This is a genomic window from Gilliamella sp. M0320 (genome assembly GCF_016101635.1).
Taxonomy (GTDB): Bacteria; Pseudomonadota; Gammaproteobacteria; order Enterobacterales; family Orbaceae; genus Gilliamella; species Gilliamella apis.
The window spans coordinates 425,550-444,570 of record NZ_JACFQD010000001.1 but is presented as its reverse complement, the minus strand read 5'-3'; the positions used below and the strand labels follow the sequence as shown (position 1 = coordinate 444,570).

Sequence of the window (19,021 nt, the reverse complement as noted above, 5' to 3'; positions counted from 1 at the left end):
GACTGAAAATAATCTATGCAACTTCTTTTGAAGTCTAAATTGTTAACTTTTGTAAATATTATTAGTGAGATAAGCTGTTAACGCTCTGTTTAAACCCTCCCCAAAACCCTATCCGCAAATTCTTGAGTTTAAAAAATGCGCTCTTCAAAGATATACTTGCTATGCAGGCAATCTACATTCGATGCCTGATTTATTAAAGGCAGAACGCAACTGATTGTATTTATACATTTATTGATAGGTACAATTTGTTACGTTGTATTTGCCAGATTATCAATCATTAACTTTATAGAATTAATCTCCACGGCATATCGCTCTTTTGTTAAAAATATCCATATTAATAATATTAGGATTTCCTTCATTTTTGCCACCCATATTGATTACAACCTGACCATTTTGTCTCAAACCAAGCGGATAAAAACGTGTAACACCAAGACTATTATAAGCCGTTTTAGTAGCGGTCCATATCTCGTTTGCAAAAAGAGGGTTATAATTACCCAATGCCCCCCATTCGCCCATAAAACTGCCTATACCTCGGACAAAATTTGGATTCCAATCACTATTTCCTTTATATTCTTCTAGTGTATATAGCAATCCCCTACGAAAATTGTCATCTAAAGCTTCATCTCTTGTTGTTTTATATCTTAAGAGCGATGAGTGGTCATCGTTACGACAATAATCTAATGTTTTATAAGTTGTTTTGGGAATATGCTCCCAATGTCCATGTTCTGCGCCTCCTTTCCAAACATTTCGATCTCCAGGATCGCTAATATCGTCTGATAACTGGTTAGTAAATTCAAGAAGGTTTTGATTTATTTTCGCTGGCCATTTACTCGGTACCGGGATCGTAAAACTATCCATCCAAATCCAATCTCGACCATTAAAGTATTCCATGGTTATTACCGGCGTACCATTTTGAATAAATTGCCATTTTTTTTCTGCCGCATAATTAACCGTGCAGTTTGCACCATAACCATTGATGGTCGATAACCATATTTTACCGGCCCCATTATGTGAATAACAACGATAATAAAGTTGATTCGCTCCTGGTCCAATTGCCGTAAATGCTGCATTTTGAAAACCCGTGGTTGGGAAACCACTCCAACGAGAAAAGCCCCAAAAGTTATGAAATACATTTCCGTCATAACCACCATAATTACCCATATCATTTGGTCTTAAATAGCAGATACTAGGATTATGGGGAATGACAGTATATTCCACCCAACTATTACCATAATAACGATTATTTGGTGCACCATAAGGGGTATTAGCTTTGATATCCCTAACCTCTACTCTTAATTTATAGGGCCACCACAGCTCCATAATTCATTACCTAACCTATCATTCGGAATTTTTGCACCATTTTCATACCATGTCGCTTTTAGATAACCTGACACATATCCACCCGCTTCATCACCATCTGCATCACCTATAGTAAGATAAGGGATATGATGAGCATTACCATCACTAACGACACTATGCGACATGACTTGATTAAAATGCATACCTGGCGGTGCTTTGATGGCAACCCCGGCATCCCAGGCGCTTATCCAATTATAACCACCTTGACCATTAGGAAAATTCAAACCTATTATTTGCCGCAAATCAGTTAAAGGGTTAAAACCATCACCTAATATAATATAGGGAGAATTCCCGGTAATAACTTTGACGGTACTGGCTCTTAGGGATGTTAATGCAGAACTACTTGATGAAAATAATAAAACTAAAGTAACGGCGAAAACGCTAAAAAGTGGCGAGAATAAAAATAACCTTAAAAATCGAGGAAAAAATAAACTACTAGAAAAGACTAAACGTTGATTGCAATAATAAGATGATTTTAAAGTATAAGTTGGGCAGGTTTGGTGTTTGGTGTTTGGTGTTTAAAATTATAGTTCATAACAACAGCCTTGTCAAGTAATTCCATGTTTTATTTGGCTTTTTTAAGTTAATTTGACTAAATAACAGCCTATTATTGCGCTAAAAATCATCTGAAAGTATAGTGATTGAAAATAATCTATGCAACTGATTTTAGAATCTAAATTGTTAACTTTTGTAAATATTATTAGTCAGATAAGCCGTTAACGCACTATTTTAACCTTTTTAAAACTCCTTTCCGTAAATTTTTGGGTTTAAAAAGTGCGCTCTTCAAAGATATGCTATGCAGTCAATTCTACCTTCGATGCCTTATTTATTAAAGATAGATCGCAACATATTGTATTTATATATTTATTGATAGGTACAATTTGTTACGTTGTATTTGCCAGATTATCAATGAATAACATCATAGAATTAATCTCCACGACAAACTGCTTCTACAGCATGATATATATTTTTCCAATTATCATGATAAATAGTGCCATCATGGTAAACATAAACTGGACTTGTATGCGTTATTACTAGACCATTTCCCGCATCATTCCTGTCTATACCTCTATCTGCTGTCCATATTCCTCTATCGCCCCACAGTCCTATATTATATCCCTTTAATTTCCCCCATTCTCCCATAAAATTACCGACTGAACGTACCCAACCGTAATTACTATTAGGATTTTTCATTTTTATTTCATCTGCTTTATACAAATATTGTTGACGAAAGTTGTCATCCAATGCTTCATGTAATCGCACTCGTTTAGGATTATATATTCCTCCATTATGAGGAGGAAGCTCTCTTCCTGTACAATAATCTAATACACGAAAAGTCTGTCCATCAGTAAAACTTTCGAATGTTCTTAAAGGTATACTTGATGATTCTGATGTTTCAGTAAAATTGGTAAATCCCAAAATTTTACCTCCTTTCGATGGCCATTTACTCGGTACCGGTATCGTAAAACTATCCATCCAAATCCAATCTCGACCGTTAAAGTACTCCATGGTTATTACCGGCGTACCATTTTGAATAAATTGCCATTTTTGTTCTGATGCATAATTAACCGTGCAGTTTGCGCCATAACCATTGATGGTCGATAACCATATTTTGCCGCCCCCATTATGTGAATAACATCGATAACGACTTTGGTCCGCACCTGCACCTATTAACGTAAATGCCGCATTTTGAAAACCCGTGGTCGGGAAGCCACTCCAACGTGAAAAACCCCAAAAGTTATGAAATACATTTCCGTCATAACCGCCGTAATCGCCCATATCATTTGGCCTTAAATAGCAGATACTGGGATTATGGGGAATAACGGTATATTCCACCCAGCTATTACCATAATAACGATTATTCGGCACACCATAAGGGGTATTAGCTTGGATATCCCAAACCTCTACTCTTAATTTATAGGGCCCACCGCAACCCCACAATTCATTACCTAACAACTCATACGGAATTTGTGCGCCATTTTCATACCATGTCGCTTTTAGATAACCTGACACATATCCACCCGCTTCATCACCATCTGCATCACCTATATAAAGATAAGGGATATAATGAGCATTACCATCACTGATGACACTATGGGACATGACTTGATTAAAATGCATACCTGGCGGTGCTTTTATGGTAATCCCCGCATCCCAGGCGCTTATCCAATTATAACCACCTTGACCATTAGGAAAATTCAAACCTATTATTTGCCGTAAATCAGTTAAAGGGTTAAAACCATCACTTAATATAATATAGGGAGAATTGCCGGTAATAACTTTGACGGTACTGGCTCTTAGGGATGTTAATGCATAACTACTTGATGAAAATAATAAAAATAAAGTAACGGCGAAAATGCTAAAAAGCGGCGAGAATAAAAATAACCTTAAAAATCGAGGAAAAAATAAACTACTATAAAAGACTAAACGTTGATTGTAATAACGAGATGATTTTAAATTATAAGTTGGGCAGGTTTGGTGTTTGGTGTTTGGTGTTTAAAATTATAGTTCATAACAACAGCCTTGTCAAGTAATTCCATGTTTTATTTGGCTTTTTTAAGTTAATTTGACTAAATAACAGCCTATTATTGCGCTAAAAATCATCTAAAAGTATAGTGATTGAAAATAATCTATGCAACTGATTTAAAAAGCTAAATTGTTAACTTTTGTAAATATTATTAGTGAGATAAGCGGTTTAATCATATTTTTCCCTTTTAAAAACCCTCTCTCCTCAACTTTTTTTGATTAAAATAGCTCTCCATAAAATTATTTTTGTGACTTTTTAAATATAGAGGGCTATTGCTGAGACACACTATTTTCAAGGCGATTTAGAAAAAATATGCTATACTACAACTTTATTTAAAATAGTAGAGAGATTATTTTGCAACAATCATTACAAGATTTTATTATTGATAAAATTGATGACCTTAAAGGCAAAGATATTGTTACCCTTGATGTTCGAGGTAAATCAAGTATTACCGATTATATGATTATCTGTACAGGCACATCTAACCGTCATGTTGCATCAATAGCAGGACACTTACTTGATGAAGCAAAAAAACAAGGCCATCTTGTATTAGGTAGTGAAGGCCAAAATGATGCTGATTGGGTGGTAGTTGATATGGATTCTGTCATTGTACATATCATGCAAGAACAGAGTCGGCAACTTTACGAACTCGAGAAACTTTGGAGTTAGTGACGTGAAAATACAGCTTATTGCTGTTGGCAATAAAATGCCCAATTGGGTGACCACTGCTTTTAATGATTACCAATCCCGTTTCCCCAAAGATATGCCTTTAGAACTGATTGAAATACCAGCAGGAAAACGGACTAAAAATGCTGATATTGTGCGAATTTTAGATAAAGAAGGTGAATTAATGCTAGCTGCATGTGGCAAAGGTAATCGCATTGTCACACTGGATATTCCAGGTAAACCTTATACAACCCAGGATTTAGCAAAACAACTTGAACGTTGGAAAACCGATGGTCGTGATGTCAGTTTGTTAATTGGCGGTCCTGAAGGTTTGTCGCCAGCATGTAAAGCGGCGGCTGAACAAAGTTGGTCATTATCACCTTTAACATTGCCTCATCCATTAGTACGAGTAATTGTTTCTGAAAGTCTTTATCGTGCATGGAGTTTAACGGCTAATCATCCTTATCATCGTGAATAGATCGGATAATAAAATGAGTACTATTATTTTAGATTTGCAAATTGCCTGTGAGCATCATGAGAATCTACCAACAGAACAACAAATTATGCAATGGCTAGAAGTGATCTTACCGCAGTTTATGGATAATGCCGAAATTACTATACGTATTGTCGATAAAGAAGAGAGCCAACATCTTAATTACACTTATCGTAATAAAGATAAACCGACAAATGTTTTATCATTCCCATTTGAATCACCAATTGAAATTGATGTGCCATTACTCGGTGATTTAGTGATTTGTAAGCAAGTGGTTGAAATCGAAGCTAACGAACAACATAAATCATTAACATCACATTGGGCACATATGATTGTTCATGGATGTTTGCATTTATTAGGATATGATCATATCCTTGACGAAGAAGCTGAAGAAATGGAAAATATCGAAATCGACATCATGGCACAATTAGGTTTTGATAACCCTTATCAACTAATTGATTAAATAAATGTGACTAATAATCTGTTTAGATATTAGAACAATAACTATAAATCGAACTATATTTGATATTACAAAAAGGAAGAGAGCAAAATGAGTGATGATAATCACCGGAGACCCAAAAAAGGGTTTACATTATGGTTAAGTCAATTATTCAATTCAGAACCAAAAGATAAAGAAGAACTGATCGAAGTTATTCGTGAGGCTGAAGAAAATCAACTCATTGATCCTGATACCCTCGATATGATCGAAGGTGTAATGGATATAGCCGATCAACGCGTTCGTGATATCATGATACCTCGCTCTCAAATTGTAACAATCAAAGATAATTTCACCCTTGATGAATGTTTAGATATTATTTCTGAACATGGTCATTCACGTTATCCAGTAATTAGTGAAGATCGAGACCATATCGAAGGGGTACTATTAGCCAAAGATTTACTCATTTATATTCGACAAGGTGTCAAGGATTTTGATTTGAAAAAGATCCTAAGACCAACTGTTGTCGTTCCTGAAAGTAAACGCGTTGACCATATGTTAAAAGAATTCCGCATGCAACGCTATCATATGGCAATGGCCATTGACGAGTTTGGTGGTGTTTCAGGCTTAGTCACTATCGAGGATATTTTAGAACTTATAGTTGGTGATATCGAAGATGAATACGATGAAGTTGAAGATCGCGATATTCGCCGTTTATCGCCATCAGTTTATTCTGTCCGTGCCCTTACTCCTGTAGAAGATTTTAATGAAATTTTTGCCACCACGTTTAGTGATGATGAAATGGATACCATTGGCGGATTAATCATGCAACATTTTGGACGTTTACCAATCCGAGGCGAAACGATTACTATTGATGGTTATCAATTTAAAGTAACCATTGTTGACCGAAGACGTATTATTCAATTGCATGTCACGATCCCTGAAGATGCAAACATACCTAATTTAGAGCAATCAGAAAATGCTTAAACAAATTTTATTAAGCTTTATCTTTGGTGCAATTGCGGTATTTAGTTACGCACCCTTTCATATCTGGCCACTTGCATTTGTAGCATTTGCCGGCCTTTTGTGGTTAATCGCTGATAAACCGAAAAAGAGAGCAATGCTTATTGGTTTTAGCTGGGGTATTGGCTATTTTTTAGCGGGTACTCATTGGGTTTATATAAGCATTAAACAATATGGTGAAGTACCAACATCGGTAGCAGTAATTATTTTAGGACTACTAATCGCATACTTAGCATTTTATCCTATGTTATTTGCATTATTGCTAAGAGTATGTGATCGTTTCGCACCAAAATTCTCGATAAAACAATTGGTTTTGCTCACCCCTATTTTGTGGCAGCTTACTGAATTTTTACGAGGCTATATTTTAACCGGTTTTGCATGGTTAGAACTAGGATATAGTCAACTAGATAGTCCATTGAGAGGCTACTTCCCGATAGTTGGAATAAATGGTGTCACATTAATATTGACTATCTGCTGTGGTTTAATCATCTATTGTTTAAATATGGCATTGAATCGCTCCCCTAAAAAGCACACAATTGGTGCAATTTTCGCACTATTAATGCTCTTTATTGCACCAATATCATTCAATTTAATTAATTGGACAACAATTGACCACAGCCGTTCTGCTGATTTTAGCTTAATTCAAGGTAATATTTCACAATCTCTCCGCTGGACTAAAGAGCAACTAAATAAAACTCTGCAAACTTATGGCTCATTGACAGAACAAAATCTTGCTAAAGATAAAATTATTATTTGGTCTGAGGCAAGCATTACCGATTACGAAATCAATCAGCAACCTTTCCTCCAGTTTTTAGATAACGAAGCAAGGGCAAATAATAGTGAAATAGCTGTTGGTATTATTGATTACCGTTTAGGAAATTACGGTTATCAAGAGAACCCTAATATTTATAACACATTGCTAGTGTTAGGTGGAAAAACACCATATCAATACCCTAACACCAACCGTTATCAAAAACATCATCTGGTACCGTTTGGTGAATTTACTCCTTTAGAATCATTACTTGATCCTATTGCGCAAATGCTTGATATCCCAATGTCATCCATGCAGGCTGGTGCTGAAAAACAACCACCACTTGAGATAAAAGGCTTCAAATTTACTACAGCAATTTGCTATGAAGTTATTTTATCCAATTTGATTTTAAAAAACTTTACCGCAGACACAGATTTTTTACTAACTGTGTCTAACGATGCTTGGTTTGGTAACAGTATTGGCCCCAAACAACATTTACAAATGGCGCAAGCAAGAGCCTTAGAGTTTGGCAGACCAATGATTCGTAGTACCAATACAGGTATTACAGCAATTATTGATCATCATGGTCAAATTGTTGAACAATTACCACAATTTCAAACTCAGGTTTTAAATTACAAATTATCCCCCACTGTTGGTTTAACCCCTTATGCAAGGTTTGGAAACCTTTTCTATTATCTGATTATTTCATTATTATTTATTTTGATTTTTGTAAGAAATCGTCGCTAAGCAATATTTTGGCATAAATATTGCTTATATAATATTGAAATTCAAAAAATTGGCTATGTTAAGAATTGGTAAAAATCATCGAATTTCTTGACGATAGCTTGTCCTTTTAAACGATAAATAAACAGTAAAAAGTACTTTTATGCTAAAAAATAAGTTATAATATACGCCCTTTGTAAAAATATTAAATTTATTTAATATGATACAAATTAAACAGTAGGAGATGAGTATGTACAAAAAGACAAAACTAACCAAATTAGTGTTATCATTAGCAATGCTAGGCCTAATGAGTGGTGCCGCTGTTGCAGAGGAACTAAGTGGTACATTGGCTAAAATCAAAGAAAGCGGTGTGATTGTTGTTGGTCATCGAGAGTCTTCTATCCCATTTTCCTACTATGGTGAAAAACAAGAAGTTATCGGTTATTCTCAAGATTACTCTAACCTAATTATAGATGCAGTTAAAAAAGAACTAAACTTACCGGATCTTAAAGTTAAATATTTACCAGTTACCTCTAAGACTCGAATTCAATTACTAAATAACTATACCTATGATTTTGAATGTGGTTCCACAACAAACAATCTTGAACGTCAAAAGACTGTAGATTTTTCTGACAGTATTTTTATTGTAGGTACCCGATTCCTTGTTAAAGCAGATAGTAATATCAATAGTATTGAAGATTTAAAAGGAAAAAATGTAGTGACTACCGCTGGTACTACATCTGAAGTCCGTTTAAATCAAATTAACAATAAAGAAAAATTAGGTATTCGTATTATTACACCAAAAGATCATGGTGATGCATTTAATGCTCTTGAAACTGGTCGTGCTGAGGCATTTTTAATGGATGATGCACTTTTAGCCGGTGAGCGTTCACGTGCAATTAACCCAGCTGAATGGAAAATTGTCGGTGAGCCATTATCTTATGAATCTTATGGTTGTATGTTAAGAAAAGGCGATACCCAATTTAAACAATTAATGGATAAAACCATTGCTGATGCCCAAAAATCAGGAAAAGCATTAGAATCTTATAACAAATGGTTCACTCAACCTGTTCCACCAAAAGGAGCGAATATGGCTCTAACAATTTCACCAAAAATGGTTGAGCTTTTTGCAAATCCAAATGATAAAGCATTAGATTAATACTTTTCTCATCTTTCTAATCCTATGTACTAAATGTATGTTGCATTTAGTACATAATCTAATTTAGTGAAATAAATATATTATGAGTTTCAATTGGACACTATTTTTTGAATCCACCCCGTATGGTGATGGAATTTATTTAAACTGGCTTTTTGACGGTATTATTGTAACCGTTTCATTAGCAGTTACTGCTTGGATTATTGCATTCATACTAGGATCACTAGTGGGAATCTGCCGAACATTAGAAAATAAATTTCTAAATCGTTTTGCAGCCGGTTATATCCAACTATTCCGTAATATCCCATTACTAGTACAAATGTTTTTATGGTACATGTTATTTCCAGAAATTCTATCTGGAAGTTTAAAAACATGGTTTATATCTGGTTTATCACCTGATGTCAGTGCATTTATCACGGCGGCAATTGCTTTAGGTCTGTTTACTTCTGCACGTATTGCAGAACAAGTTAGAACCGGTATTCAAACTTTACCCATAGGTCAGCGTTATGCCGCTATTGCACTTGGTTTAACAAATCGACAAGCATATATGTATGTTCTACTACCTAATGCTTATCGTCGTATTATTCCACCACTAACGTCTGAAATGACCAATATCATTAAAAATTCATCAGTTGCATCCACCATTGGATTGATAGATTTGATTGGTCAAATAGATCGCATTAACGATGCAACCAACAGCATTGTTGAAATATTATGTGGAGTAACGATTGCATTTATGTTGATAAACTATGCCGTACTAACCATTATGCGTTTTGTTGAAAAACAAACCCGCTTACCTAATATGAATCATGGAGGATAACATGCAACTATTAAATTGGATTGCAGATATACCTTCATTGGTATCAGACAATTATCATCTACTATTAAGTGGGTTATGGTTAACCGCTAAAATTACATTTACCGCCGTCGTATTTGGTATTGTTTGGGGGACAGTATTAGCTTTAATGCGTTTATCAAATAATAAAATACTAAATATTTTTGCTAAATGTTATGTCAATTTATTCCGTTCCATTCCATTACTGTTAGTTTTGTTATGGTTCTATTTAGCATTACCACAAGTTATTAAACATATATTTAATTTACCGCCTTATGCTGATGTTAGGATTGTTTCAGCGATGATCGCGTTTGCTTTATTTGAAGCAGCTTACTATTCTGAAATCATTCGTGCAGGGATTAATGCGGTTGCTAAAGGTCAATATCATGCGGCTTACGCATTAGGTATGACCAAAAGTCAGGCAATGCGCTTGATAATATTACCACAAGCATTTAGATCAATGGTGCCATTGTTGTTAACACAAGGTATTATCTTGTTCCAGGATACCTCTTTGGTTTATGTGATGAGCTTAATTGATTTATTTGGTGCCAGTGTTACCCAAATCGGTACGGTTCAGGGTGGCACTGTTAAATATTCAATGATTATTTTTGCAGCAATAAGTTACTTTATAATTTGTTATACTGCTTCTCGTTTAGTTAATTATTTCAAGAAAGGGATAAGTCGATGATCTCCTTAGAAAATGTATCAAAATGGTACGGAAAATTTCAAGTATTAAAAAACTGTACTACAAGAGTAGGTAAAGGTGAAGTTGTTGTTGTTTGTGGGCCTTCTGGTTCAGGTAAATCAACACTAATCAAAACCGTAAATGCTCTAGAACCTATTCAACAAGGTAAAATTATTATTGATGGTACTGAGATTACAAATCCATCGACTAATTTAGCAAAACTGCGTTCAAAAGTGGGAATGGTATTTCAACACTTCGAGCTTTTCCCTCATTTAACAATTTTGAAAAATTTGACACTTGCTCAAATTAAGGTATTAGGCCGATCAAACGAAGAAGCGCGTGAAAAAGCGCTATCGCTATTAGATCGTGTTGGCTTATTGGCTCATGCAGATAAATTCCCAGCTCAACTATCTGGTGGTCAACAACAACGTGTTGCAATCGCTCGAGCACTATGTATGGATCCTGTCGTTATGCTATTTGATGAACCAACCTCGGCTCTTGATCCAGAAATGGTTAATGAAGTACTAGATGTTATGGTTGAATTAGCTTATGAAGGCATGACAATGATGGTTGTTACCCATGAGATGGGCTTTGCACGTAAAGTTGCACATCGCGTGATCTTTATGGATGCTGGTGAAATCATTGAAGATACCTCAAAAGAACAATTCTTTACCAATCCACAATCAGATCGTGCTAAAGACTTTTTAGCTAAGATCATTCACTAATAGATAAAAAAGCACCAGCTATAATACAATAAGTTGGTGCTTTATCTATATCAGCAATAATTTAAGTGTCGCTACTATTGTAGAACATTTTTTATTTGTTCAACTAGGCCACTTTCTCGATGTATTTGACTTTTCACTACACGATCTAAAATTTTAGCATCAGAATAAATTGAGACTGTTTTTTTAGCCCTTGTTATTGCCGTATAGAGTAATGATCGATTAAGTAGTGGTGAAAATTCTGTTGGTAGAATAATATTGACATGATCAAATTCAGAACCTTGGGATTTGTGGATAGTCATTGCATAGGCAGTTTCATGCTCCGGTAATCGATAGGGAGAAAAACCTTTAATAGAACCATCAGAAAAAGGGAAATAAACCCGTAATTTTGAGTGATCATGTTCAGCCGTAAGAGTGATACCAATATCACCATTATATAAACCTAATGAGGTACTATTACGTAAGATCATAATTGGTCGACCAATATACCATTGATCCCGATTATTTAATTTAATCAATTTGTGTTTGGCTAATAATAATTCAATTTGCTTATTTAACCCTCCTACCCCAAACCTGCCTTCACGTACAGCACACAGTAAACGACACTCAGCAAATTTATTTAAAACATTGGCAATATCATTATTTTGATGATGTTTAATAGCATTTAGATAATTTTTATAATGTGCTACACAATCATCTAAAACAGCTTGGTAAGTTTGACTTGAAGATAATTCATAATAACAAGCATCTGGTAAAGCTTTATTGGCTAGCAGTTTTTTAACCGCTTGCAATTGACCTTCTTTAACGGCATTAGCCAACAAGCCTATTCCTGAAGACTCGTTAAAACGATAACTTTTTTTCAATAAACAGATACTATCGGTGATCATACTTGCTGGTTGGTCTGCGATTGGAATAGTATAGCCAGTTAATTGACTTAGTTCATCAGCCCTAGATTGACTATATCCATTTAAAATAAAGTCACATAAGTCACCAAATACTGCACCGGCTTCAACAGAAGATAGCTGATCTTTATCACCCAATAAGATTAAGCGAGCACAATTAGGCAGAGCCTCAATAATTCTTGCCATCATATTCAGATCAACCATTGACGCTTCATCAACTACAAGAACATCAATATGTAATTGGTTGTGTTTATTATAATTAAATGAGCGATTATCAGTTTTTGCACCTAATAAACGGTGCAGAGTCACGGCTTCAGTTTGAATATTTAATGATTCAAAAGATAACTGCTCAATTGCTCGACTGAGAGATTCGGTTAACCTTGATGCAGCTTTGCCAGTTGGTGCTGCTGCCACGATTCGCGTGGTAGGATCATTTAACACTATTCCTGCTAAGATTTTAGCTACTGTAGTTGTTTTACCTGTACCTGGGCCACCTGAAATAATGGCAATTTTACGAGTTAGCGCCACCGCAACCGCAATTTTTTGCCAATCAATAGTTGTATTATCATCAACAAATAGTTGGTCGAGAATATTTTTTAAGTCGATCGATTTACTTGATGTAACATTCAATTGTGGTTGATTAAAATACTGAGCAACATGACGTTCATCTAGCCACATACGTTGAAAATAAAGCTTATTCTCAATAAAAATAAGTGGCGCAAGTTGTTTGCCATCACTTACTACCTGTTTATTTGAAGCTACACAGAGTACATTAATCCAATCTTCAACTGTTGGAGCATTGAGTTCCTGCCAAAGTTGTGGATCGATAATATGTTGATTCAGGCGAGTAATATCAAGACAAACATGACCTGACCTGACTTCCTGACTTAACGATATAATTAAAAAGGCAAAACGTTTACTAATAATTTCATCGTTGCCATCAACTTTATTGACCAAAAATTGTGCCAAATGAAGATCGAGTAAACTGATCTGACTGTTTTGCTTAAATTGCTCGAACCAATTAGTTAACATAGTTTATACTTTGTTTTATAAGGTATATCATCCATAAAGATATTTCTTTATCATTTGGAAAAGTGAGTTTAAAGCTTAAATTAAGATCTTTAGTTTCACTTATGTTAAAGTAAATTGCCAAGTTAATAATTTAGTTTGTTTATAATATTGAACACCATCATATTTGTCATCATCTAGTATTACTATTTTATTTAAAATTACCGATAGCTGATCATTAATTACAATATCAATTAGCAATGTTTTGTTATTTTAACATCAATAGTATAAGCATACTTTTGTGAAATATCATTACTAAATAACGAAGTAGTTGAAGTTTCTTTAACATTGAGGTTGTAGATGATTAAATTAATCTTATAAAAAATAGTTATTTACAGTTTTTATGATAAATCATTATTCATTCAGCATAAGATTTAAATTACAAATCAAAAATATTTATTTTTTGTTTAGTATATTGAACATTTATAAAAAATGATGTAAATTTTGTTACAGATAAAAAACAAAAAGGAGGCGGTATGGATGGTTTCAATTATTTAAAAGCAGCCATAAAACGCAAAAAATTATCATTACAGACTGTTGCTGATGCTTGTCAGATGACTAAAGGTTATTTGAGTCAATTGATCAATGATAAAATTAAAAATCCAAGCGCACAGAAATTACAATCACTGCATCATTATTTGCAAATAGACTTAGCTAGCAAAAATAAAAAAGTTGGAGTGATTTTTGGAAAATTTTATCCATTGCATACTGGTCATATTTATTTGATTCAACGTGCAATTAGCCAAGTTGATGAACTTTATATTATTCTTTGTTCCGATACTATCCGGGATATGGCGTTATTTGAAGAAAGTGCTATGTCACGCCAACCAACGATCAATGATAGGATTCGTTGGTTGTTACAAACATTCAAATATCAAAAAAATATCCATATTGAACTTTTAGAAGAAGATGGTATTCCGGCTTATCCAAATGGTTGGAATGAATGGAGTGATAGAGTCAAAAAATTATTTAAAGAAAAAGGCATTAATCCTAGTTGCGTCTATTCAAGTGAACCACAAGATGTAGCCATGTATAAAGATTTATTCGATTTAGACACAGTACTTATCGATCCTACTCGGCAATTTATGCAAGTCAGTGGTACTCAAATTCGTCAAGCCCCATTAAAAAATTGGCAATATATACCAACAGAAGTGAGACCATTTTTTGTGAGAACGGTAGCTATTCTTGGTGGTGAATCAAGCGGTAAATCGACATTAGTAAATAAATTAGCCAATATGTTTAATACCACTAGTGCTTGGGAATATGGCCGTGATTATGTATTTTCTCACCTTGGTGGCGATGAACGAGCATTGCAATATGCTGACTATGATAAAATTGCATTAGGGCATGCTCAATATATTGATTTTGCTATCAAACATGCTAACAAAGTGTCATTTATTGATACCGATTTTATTACCACTCAAGCATTTTGTAAAAAATATGAAGGTAAAGAACATCCTTTTTTACAAGCTATGATCAATAATTATCGATTCGATTTAGTTATCTTATTAGGTAATAACACACCGTGGGTTGCTGACGGATTAAGAAGTTTAGGTAGTCCAAAACAGCGAAAAGATTTTCAACAATTGCTGATCTCATTGTTAAAAAAAAATCATATTAAATACATCCAAATTGATTCACCCGATTATGAAGAGCGATATTTGCGAAGTATCGAATTAGTCAATCAACTTATTAATGATGAAGGGTAATGATTATGAATAAATTAAGCCATTTTGTCATAGCTATTGGCCGCAATAAATTTTATCCATTGTTTTGTATTATTTGTGTCACCGGAGCATATATATATACGGATCCAATTAATGATTTCAATATACGCTATGCAGTATCATACGCTGGCGCATTTTTAGGATTGTTATGTGTAATCTTATTAGCTAAACGAAAAAATTTAGGTAATGTGCTTGGTATGCTAGCAGTAATCGCTGAATGTTGTGCAAATTTCCTTGGTGGCAATATTGGAGCAGGTTTACCAACGTTTTACTATTTTGGCTCACATATATATGGCATATTAACTTGGCAAAAAAATCTAGATAATAATAAAAGCGTTAAAGTTCGTACTTTAAATGAAAATGCCTTTTTATATGCGTTAATATTCCTCATTGCGGCTGCTTTTTTCAATATTTATTTAACTAATGAAATCGGCGCAATAAATACCTCCTACCAACTTATTACCAACTGCTTTATATTCGGGCTAGGCGTAGTTGCTCAACTTTTATTAATGATGAGATATGCTTTTAATTGGTATTTATGGGTCTTATTAAATGTATTAGTTATTAGTTTAAATATTTATACTGACAATATTGTTATCGCAACTCAGTATTTAATTTATCTGTTTAATGCAGTATACGGTATTTGTGAGTGGAAACTTTCCGAACAAAAAGAAAAAGAGAAGAAAAATTAATTTTCGATAAAAGAAAAAGAATAGTTAAATTGAAAAAGAAGCAAATAATCAAATTATTTGCTCCTTTTTCATTATTCTGTATCGCCATCTACAAGCGGTACGAATTTCACTTCACCGATATTCTGAGTAATAAAATTATCACCATCTCGCTCAATTAATTGTAACGTTTGCTGGTTTTTACCTACAGGTAACACTAGTCGCCCTTTGTCGGCTAGTTGTGTCAGCAGACTTGAAGGCACTTCGGTTGCTGCTGCAGTTACAATTATGCCATCAAATGGCCCACGTTCTGGCCAACCTTGCCAACCATTACCATGCCGAGTTGAAATATTATGGATATCAAGTAACTTTAATCGTCGTTTGGTATTCCATTGTAAGCTTTTTATTCTTTCTACTGAAAAAACATGATTAACTAGTTTGGCTAAAACTGCTGTTTGATATCCTGAACCAGTACCAATTTCAAGTACCCTAGCATTAGGCGTTAAGTTTAATAATTCGGTCATTTTAGCAACAATATAAGGTTGAGAAATAGTTTGACCACTACCAATAGGTAACGAGCGATCATCATAAGCTTGATGTGAAAGCGCTTCATCAACGAACTTTTCACGTGGTATTGAAGCTATAGCTTCTAAAACACGATCATCTTTTATGCCCTGCTGGCGTAATAAGTCAATCAACTGCTGCCTTTTTAAACTTTGCATTTAAATTACTCATTTCCAATAATCAATTCACGTAATACACTTGTTGCATAACAACCTGAAGGTAAATAAAAACTGATGTCCAAGTTATTTTCATCTCGCCATTGCCACTCTAGATGCTCAGGACGCAACAATATTGAGCGTCGCATCGTTTCAACCCGTTCCTTTCTAAATAACTCAGCAAAACAAGCCCAATTTTCCAAACAATTTTGTTCAAATGTTAAAGCAATAGATTCAGTACCTAATCCTGAATCCCCCACCAAAGGAGCGGTAATATTAATCTCACCATTTTGTAAACGTTGTTGTAAAAGTGATAATTCCTCTGTTTTAGACAAAAACCAACTATTACTTTTTGATAATTGTAATATATCCCCATCAACAACTGTTTGCTGAATCTGGCGTTGAATCCTTTGACTGACTATATCATTAAAAATAGCACTACGTGCAGCAGAAAGATAAAAGCTTCTTTTTTTACGGTCTTTAACTGACATTTCACCATTAGCCCACTTTATTGCTTGATTAATATTATTTTGCTCACGTCCAAATCGTTGTTCGCCAAAATAATTAGGAACACCATGTTGTTTAATTAAGTCTAATTTTGATTCGACTTCTTGTTGACCAGTCAAATTTCTTAAAACAATTTTAAATCGGTTACCTTTTAAAGCCCCTATTTTCAATTTTTTATTATGCCGAGTAACGTGCAATATTTGACAGCCAATTAAATCAAATTGTGAAAAATCTGGGGTATCTTGGCCAGGCATATGCAAACTAAACCATTGTTGGGTAACAGCTTGGCGATCTTTAAGGCCTGCATAACTGACATTTTTGGCTGAAATGCCAACATATTTAGCTAACTGTTCAGCCACAAATACCGTATTACAATCTATCTTTTCGAGATAAACTAAAACATGTTCACCTTCACCAGTTAAATCAAAACCTAGTTCTTCGATAACAATAAAATCTTCATATTGTTGCTTATATAAACCATGGCTTGTAGGTTTACCATAAAAATAATTGAGCTCTGCTAACACGTAATCGCCTATTGTCTAATTTATCTCTATTTCTTTGCTAATAACACTACGGCTTCACAAGCTATGCCTTCTTTACGGCCAGTAAAACCCAATTGTTCAGTCGTCGTTGCTTTGACACTAATCTGATCAAAATGAACTTGCAAATCTTCAGCAATATTAACCCGCATTTGATCTACATGAGGTCTCATTTTAGGTTCTTGTGCAATAATGGTCGTATCTAAATTAATTAATTTATAACCTTTAGATTGGATAATACCATACACTTCTTTCAATAATAATCGGCTATCTATACCTTTGTATTTAGGATCTGTATCTGGAAATAATTTACCAATGTCTCCTAAAGCCAATGCACCAATTAATGCATCAGTAATAGCATGTAATACCACATCACCATCAGAATGAGCAACAAGACCAAACTGATAAGGGATTTTCACTCCAGCTAATGTAATTGGCCCTTCACCACCAAATTTATGGACATCAAACCCATGACCGATTCGCATAATCTACCTATATTAATTTTGATTAGTTAAATAAAATGATGCTAAGTTTAAATCTTCTGGTCGAGTAATTTTTATATTATCTCGACGACATTCCACCAATAATGGATGACCACCACAATACTCTATAGCCGATGCTTCATCAGTAATTGCAATGTTATTTTTTAAGGCTTTACTTAAACACATTTTAAGTTCACCAGCATTAAATAATTGCGGCGTAGCAGCTCCCCATAGATAAGTTCGATCGATAGAGTGATCAATAACAGTTTGATTATCTTTATAAGCTTGTTTAATCGTATCACTTAGTGGTGTTGCTAATATTCCACCCTTATTTTCGTGTAATACTCGATTAATTAATTTTGTAATATCTTCATGAGTAACACATGGCCTTGCAGCATCATGAACTAAGGCCCATTGGTTATCATTAACTAAATTTAAACCTGCTAAAACAGAATCAGCTCGAGTTTCACCACCATAAGCCACTTTAACATTATCTTGCGATGCGAGTTCAAGTGTATTAAAAAATTTATCCTCAGGACTGATGACCACCACTACACAGGAAATATTGGGATGAGTTAACAATTTTTGTATAGTATGTTCCAATATTGTCATTGGACCAATTTTTAGATATTGTTTAGGTAATTGGCTTTTCATGCGACAACCCACACCTGCAGCAGGAACGATTGCGATAATATCACTATTATTTGTCACGTAATACCTTATTGTTTTGCTTTAGAATCAATAATTATTCGATAAAAATACTCATTGGCTTTAACCATGCCTAAATGACTGCGCGCTCTTTCTTCAATCGCTTCATAGCCTTTTTGCAAATCGTCAACTTCCGCAAACATCTGTTCGTTACGTGCTTTCAACATATCATTCTCTCGATGCAGATTCTGTAACATTTGCACATTTTCTTGATAATCATAAATGTTATTCTTCCCATACCACAATGAGTACTGTAAATAACCCAGCACTAGTAGTAATAAAAATGGAATTTTCCACCTAATCATAAGTTTAATTTATCTCTTAA

General features: G+C 34.4%; 21 protein-coding genes. 12 read left to right on the top strand and 9 right to left on the bottom strand.

The window, feature by feature from the left end; genetic code table 11:
• Nucleotides 1-291: 291 nt before the first annotated feature.
• Both H3T83_RS01990 and H3T83_RS01985 read right to left on the bottom strand, forming a co-directional pair.
• Nucleotides 292-1,320 (bottom strand): hypothetical protein, encoded by a 1,029-nt coding sequence (locus H3T83_RS01990; protein ID WP_198214927.1) that lies wholly within the window; start codon nucleotides 1,318-1,320, stop codon nucleotides 292-294.
• Entirely contained in the window at nucleotides 1,293-1,583 is a 291-nt protein-coding gene (locus tag H3T83_RS01985; protein ID WP_198214926.1) for a hypothetical protein, read from the bottom strand. Before H3T83_RS01985 ends, H3T83_RS01990 begins: the two co-directional genes overlap by 28 nt.
• A 79-nt stretch (nucleotides 1,584-1,662) precedes the next feature.
• Between H3T83_RS01985 and H3T83_RS01980 the strand changes: the two genes are divergently transcribed.
• Nucleotides 1,663-1,815, top strand: a complete 153-nt coding sequence (locus H3T83_RS01980) for a hypothetical protein (RefSeq protein WP_181414548.1) — start codon at nucleotides 1,663-1,665, stop codon at nucleotides 1,813-1,815.
• A 471-nt stretch (nucleotides 1,816-2,286) separates the two neighbouring features.
• Here the strand turns inward: H3T83_RS01980 and H3T83_RS01975 are convergent, their stop codons facing one another.
• Complete coding sequence (locus H3T83_RS01975; protein WP_198214925.1) at nucleotides 2,287-3,561, bottom strand: hypothetical protein; 1,275 nt, start codon at nucleotides 3,559-3,561, stop codon at nucleotides 2,287-2,289.
• 676 nt (nucleotides 3,562-4,237) lie between these two features.
• On the opposite strand from H3T83_RS01975, the gene rsfS reads away from it, so the two are divergent.
• The 9 genes from rsfS (at nucleotide 4,238) to H3T83_RS01930 (ending at nucleotide 11,379) form a co-directional block, all read left to right on the top strand.
• On the top strand, nucleotides 4,238-4,555 hold the full coding sequence (gene rsfS / locus H3T83_RS01970) for a ribosome silencing factor (RefSeq protein WP_034902136.1): 318 nt from the start codon (nucleotides 4,238-4,240) through the stop codon (nucleotides 4,553-4,555).
• Between the two features lie 4 nt (nucleotides 4,556-4,559).
• Complete coding sequence (gene rlmH, locus H3T83_RS01965; protein WP_198214924.1) at nucleotides 4,560-5,030, top strand: 23S rRNA (pseudouridine(1915)-N(3))-methyltransferase RlmH; 471 nt, start codon at nucleotides 4,560-4,562, stop codon at nucleotides 5,028-5,030.
• 13 nt (nucleotides 5,031-5,043) lie between these two features.
• Nucleotides 5,044-5,508: an rRNA maturation RNase YbeY gene (gene ybeY / locus H3T83_RS01960; RefSeq protein ID WP_198191794.1), complete on the top strand. Its 465-nt coding sequence runs from the start codon at nucleotides 5,044-5,046 to the stop codon at nucleotides 5,506-5,508.
• Nucleotides 5,509-5,595: 87 nt separating this feature from the next.
• Nucleotides 5,596-6,468 carry a CNNM family magnesium/cobalt transport protein CorC gene (gene corC, locus H3T83_RS01955; protein WP_198214923.1) on the top strand — a complete coding sequence of 291 codons (873 nt, stop codon included), beginning with the start codon at nucleotides 5,596-5,598 and terminating at the stop codon, nucleotides 6,466-6,468.
• On the top strand, nucleotides 6,461-8,002 hold the full coding sequence (gene lnt, locus H3T83_RS01950; RefSeq protein ID WP_198214922.1) for an apolipoprotein N-acyltransferase: 1,542 nt from the start codon (nucleotides 6,461-6,463) through the stop codon (nucleotides 8,000-8,002). The genes corC and lnt overlap by 8 nt, the downstream gene beginning before the upstream one ends.
• Before the next feature lie 226 nt (nucleotides 8,003-8,228).
• Nucleotides 8,229-9,137 (top strand): glutamate/aspartate ABC transporter substrate-binding protein, encoded by a 909-nt coding sequence (locus tag H3T83_RS01945; RefSeq protein ID WP_034902147.1) that lies wholly within the window; start codon nucleotides 8,229-8,231, stop codon nucleotides 9,135-9,137.
• An 82-nt stretch (nucleotides 9,138-9,219) separates the two neighbouring features.
• Nucleotides 9,220-9,954, top strand: a complete 735-nt coding sequence (locus H3T83_RS01940) for an amino acid ABC transporter permease (RefSeq protein WP_065578633.1) — start codon at nucleotides 9,220-9,222, stop codon at nucleotides 9,952-9,954.
• Between the two features lies 1 nt (nucleotide 9,955).
• Nucleotides 9,956-10,657, top strand: a complete 702-nt coding sequence (locus H3T83_RS01935) for an ABC transporter permease subunit (protein ID WP_034902150.1) — start codon at nucleotides 9,956-9,958, stop codon at nucleotides 10,655-10,657.
• Entirely contained in the window at nucleotides 10,654-11,379 is a 726-nt protein-coding gene (locus tag H3T83_RS01930; protein ID WP_034902152.1) for an amino acid ABC transporter ATP-binding protein, read from the top strand. The genes H3T83_RS01935 and H3T83_RS01930 overlap by 4 nt, the downstream gene beginning before the upstream one ends.
• 74 nt (nucleotides 11,380-11,453) lie before the next feature.
• Here H3T83_RS01930 and recD read toward each other — a convergent pair whose 3' ends face one another.
• Nucleotides 11,454-13,310, bottom strand: a complete 1,857-nt coding sequence (recD, locus tag H3T83_RS01925; RefSeq protein WP_198214921.1) for an exodeoxyribonuclease V subunit alpha — start codon at nucleotides 13,308-13,310, stop codon at nucleotides 11,454-11,456.
• 512 nt (nucleotides 13,311-13,822) lie between these two features.
• Between recD and nadR the strand changes: the two genes are divergently transcribed.
• Nucleotides 13,823-15,055: a multifunctional transcriptional regulator/nicotinamide-nucleotide adenylyltransferase/ribosylnicotinamide kinase NadR gene (gene nadR / locus H3T83_RS01920; RefSeq protein WP_198214920.1), complete on the top strand. Its 1,233-nt coding sequence runs from the start codon at nucleotides 13,823-13,825 to the stop codon at nucleotides 15,053-15,055.
• Between the two features lie 5 nt (nucleotides 15,056-15,060).
• On the top strand, nucleotides 15,061-15,765 hold the full coding sequence (gene pnuC / locus H3T83_RS01915; RefSeq protein ID WP_065614590.1) for a nicotinamide riboside transporter PnuC: 705 nt from the start codon (nucleotides 15,061-15,063) through the stop codon (nucleotides 15,763-15,765).
• Between the two features lie 71 nt (nucleotides 15,766-15,836).
• Here pnuC and H3T83_RS01910 read toward each other — a convergent pair whose 3' ends face one another.
• Genes H3T83_RS01910 through ftsB form a run of 5 tightly spaced genes read right to left on the bottom strand, consistent with a single transcriptional unit; the run spans nucleotide 15,837 to nucleotide 19,001 of the window.
• The gene (locus H3T83_RS01910) at nucleotides 15,837-16,463 is read right to left on the bottom strand and encodes a protein-L-isoaspartate(D-aspartate) O-methyltransferase (protein WP_198214919.1); all 627 of its coding nucleotides are present in this window, start codon (nucleotides 16,461-16,463) and stop codon (nucleotides 15,837-15,839) included.
• 5 nt (nucleotides 16,464-16,468) lie between these two features.
• On the bottom strand, nucleotides 16,469-17,491 hold the full coding sequence (gene truD, locus H3T83_RS01905; protein WP_086360594.1) for a tRNA pseudouridine(13) synthase TruD: 1,023 nt from the start codon (nucleotides 17,489-17,491) through the stop codon (nucleotides 16,469-16,471).
• Between the two features lie 26 nt (nucleotides 17,492-17,517).
• Nucleotides 17,518-17,991 (bottom strand): 2-C-methyl-D-erythritol 2,4-cyclodiphosphate synthase, encoded by a 474-nt coding sequence (ispF, locus tag H3T83_RS01900; protein WP_065614554.1) that lies wholly within the window; start codon nucleotides 17,989-17,991, stop codon nucleotides 17,518-17,520.
• A gap of 12 nt (nucleotides 17,992-18,003) precedes the next feature.
• Nucleotides 18,004-18,699 (bottom strand): 2-C-methyl-D-erythritol 4-phosphate cytidylyltransferase, encoded by a 696-nt coding sequence (gene ispD / locus H3T83_RS01895; protein ID WP_198214918.1) that lies wholly within the window; start codon nucleotides 18,697-18,699, stop codon nucleotides 18,004-18,006.
• Between the two features lie 8 nt (nucleotides 18,700-18,707).
• A complete protein-coding gene (gene ftsB, locus H3T83_RS01890; protein WP_065614553.1) occupies nucleotides 18,708-19,001 on the bottom strand; it encodes a cell division protein FtsB in 294 nt (97 codons plus the stop codon).
• Between the last annotated feature and the right edge of the window lie 20 nt (nucleotides 19,002-19,021).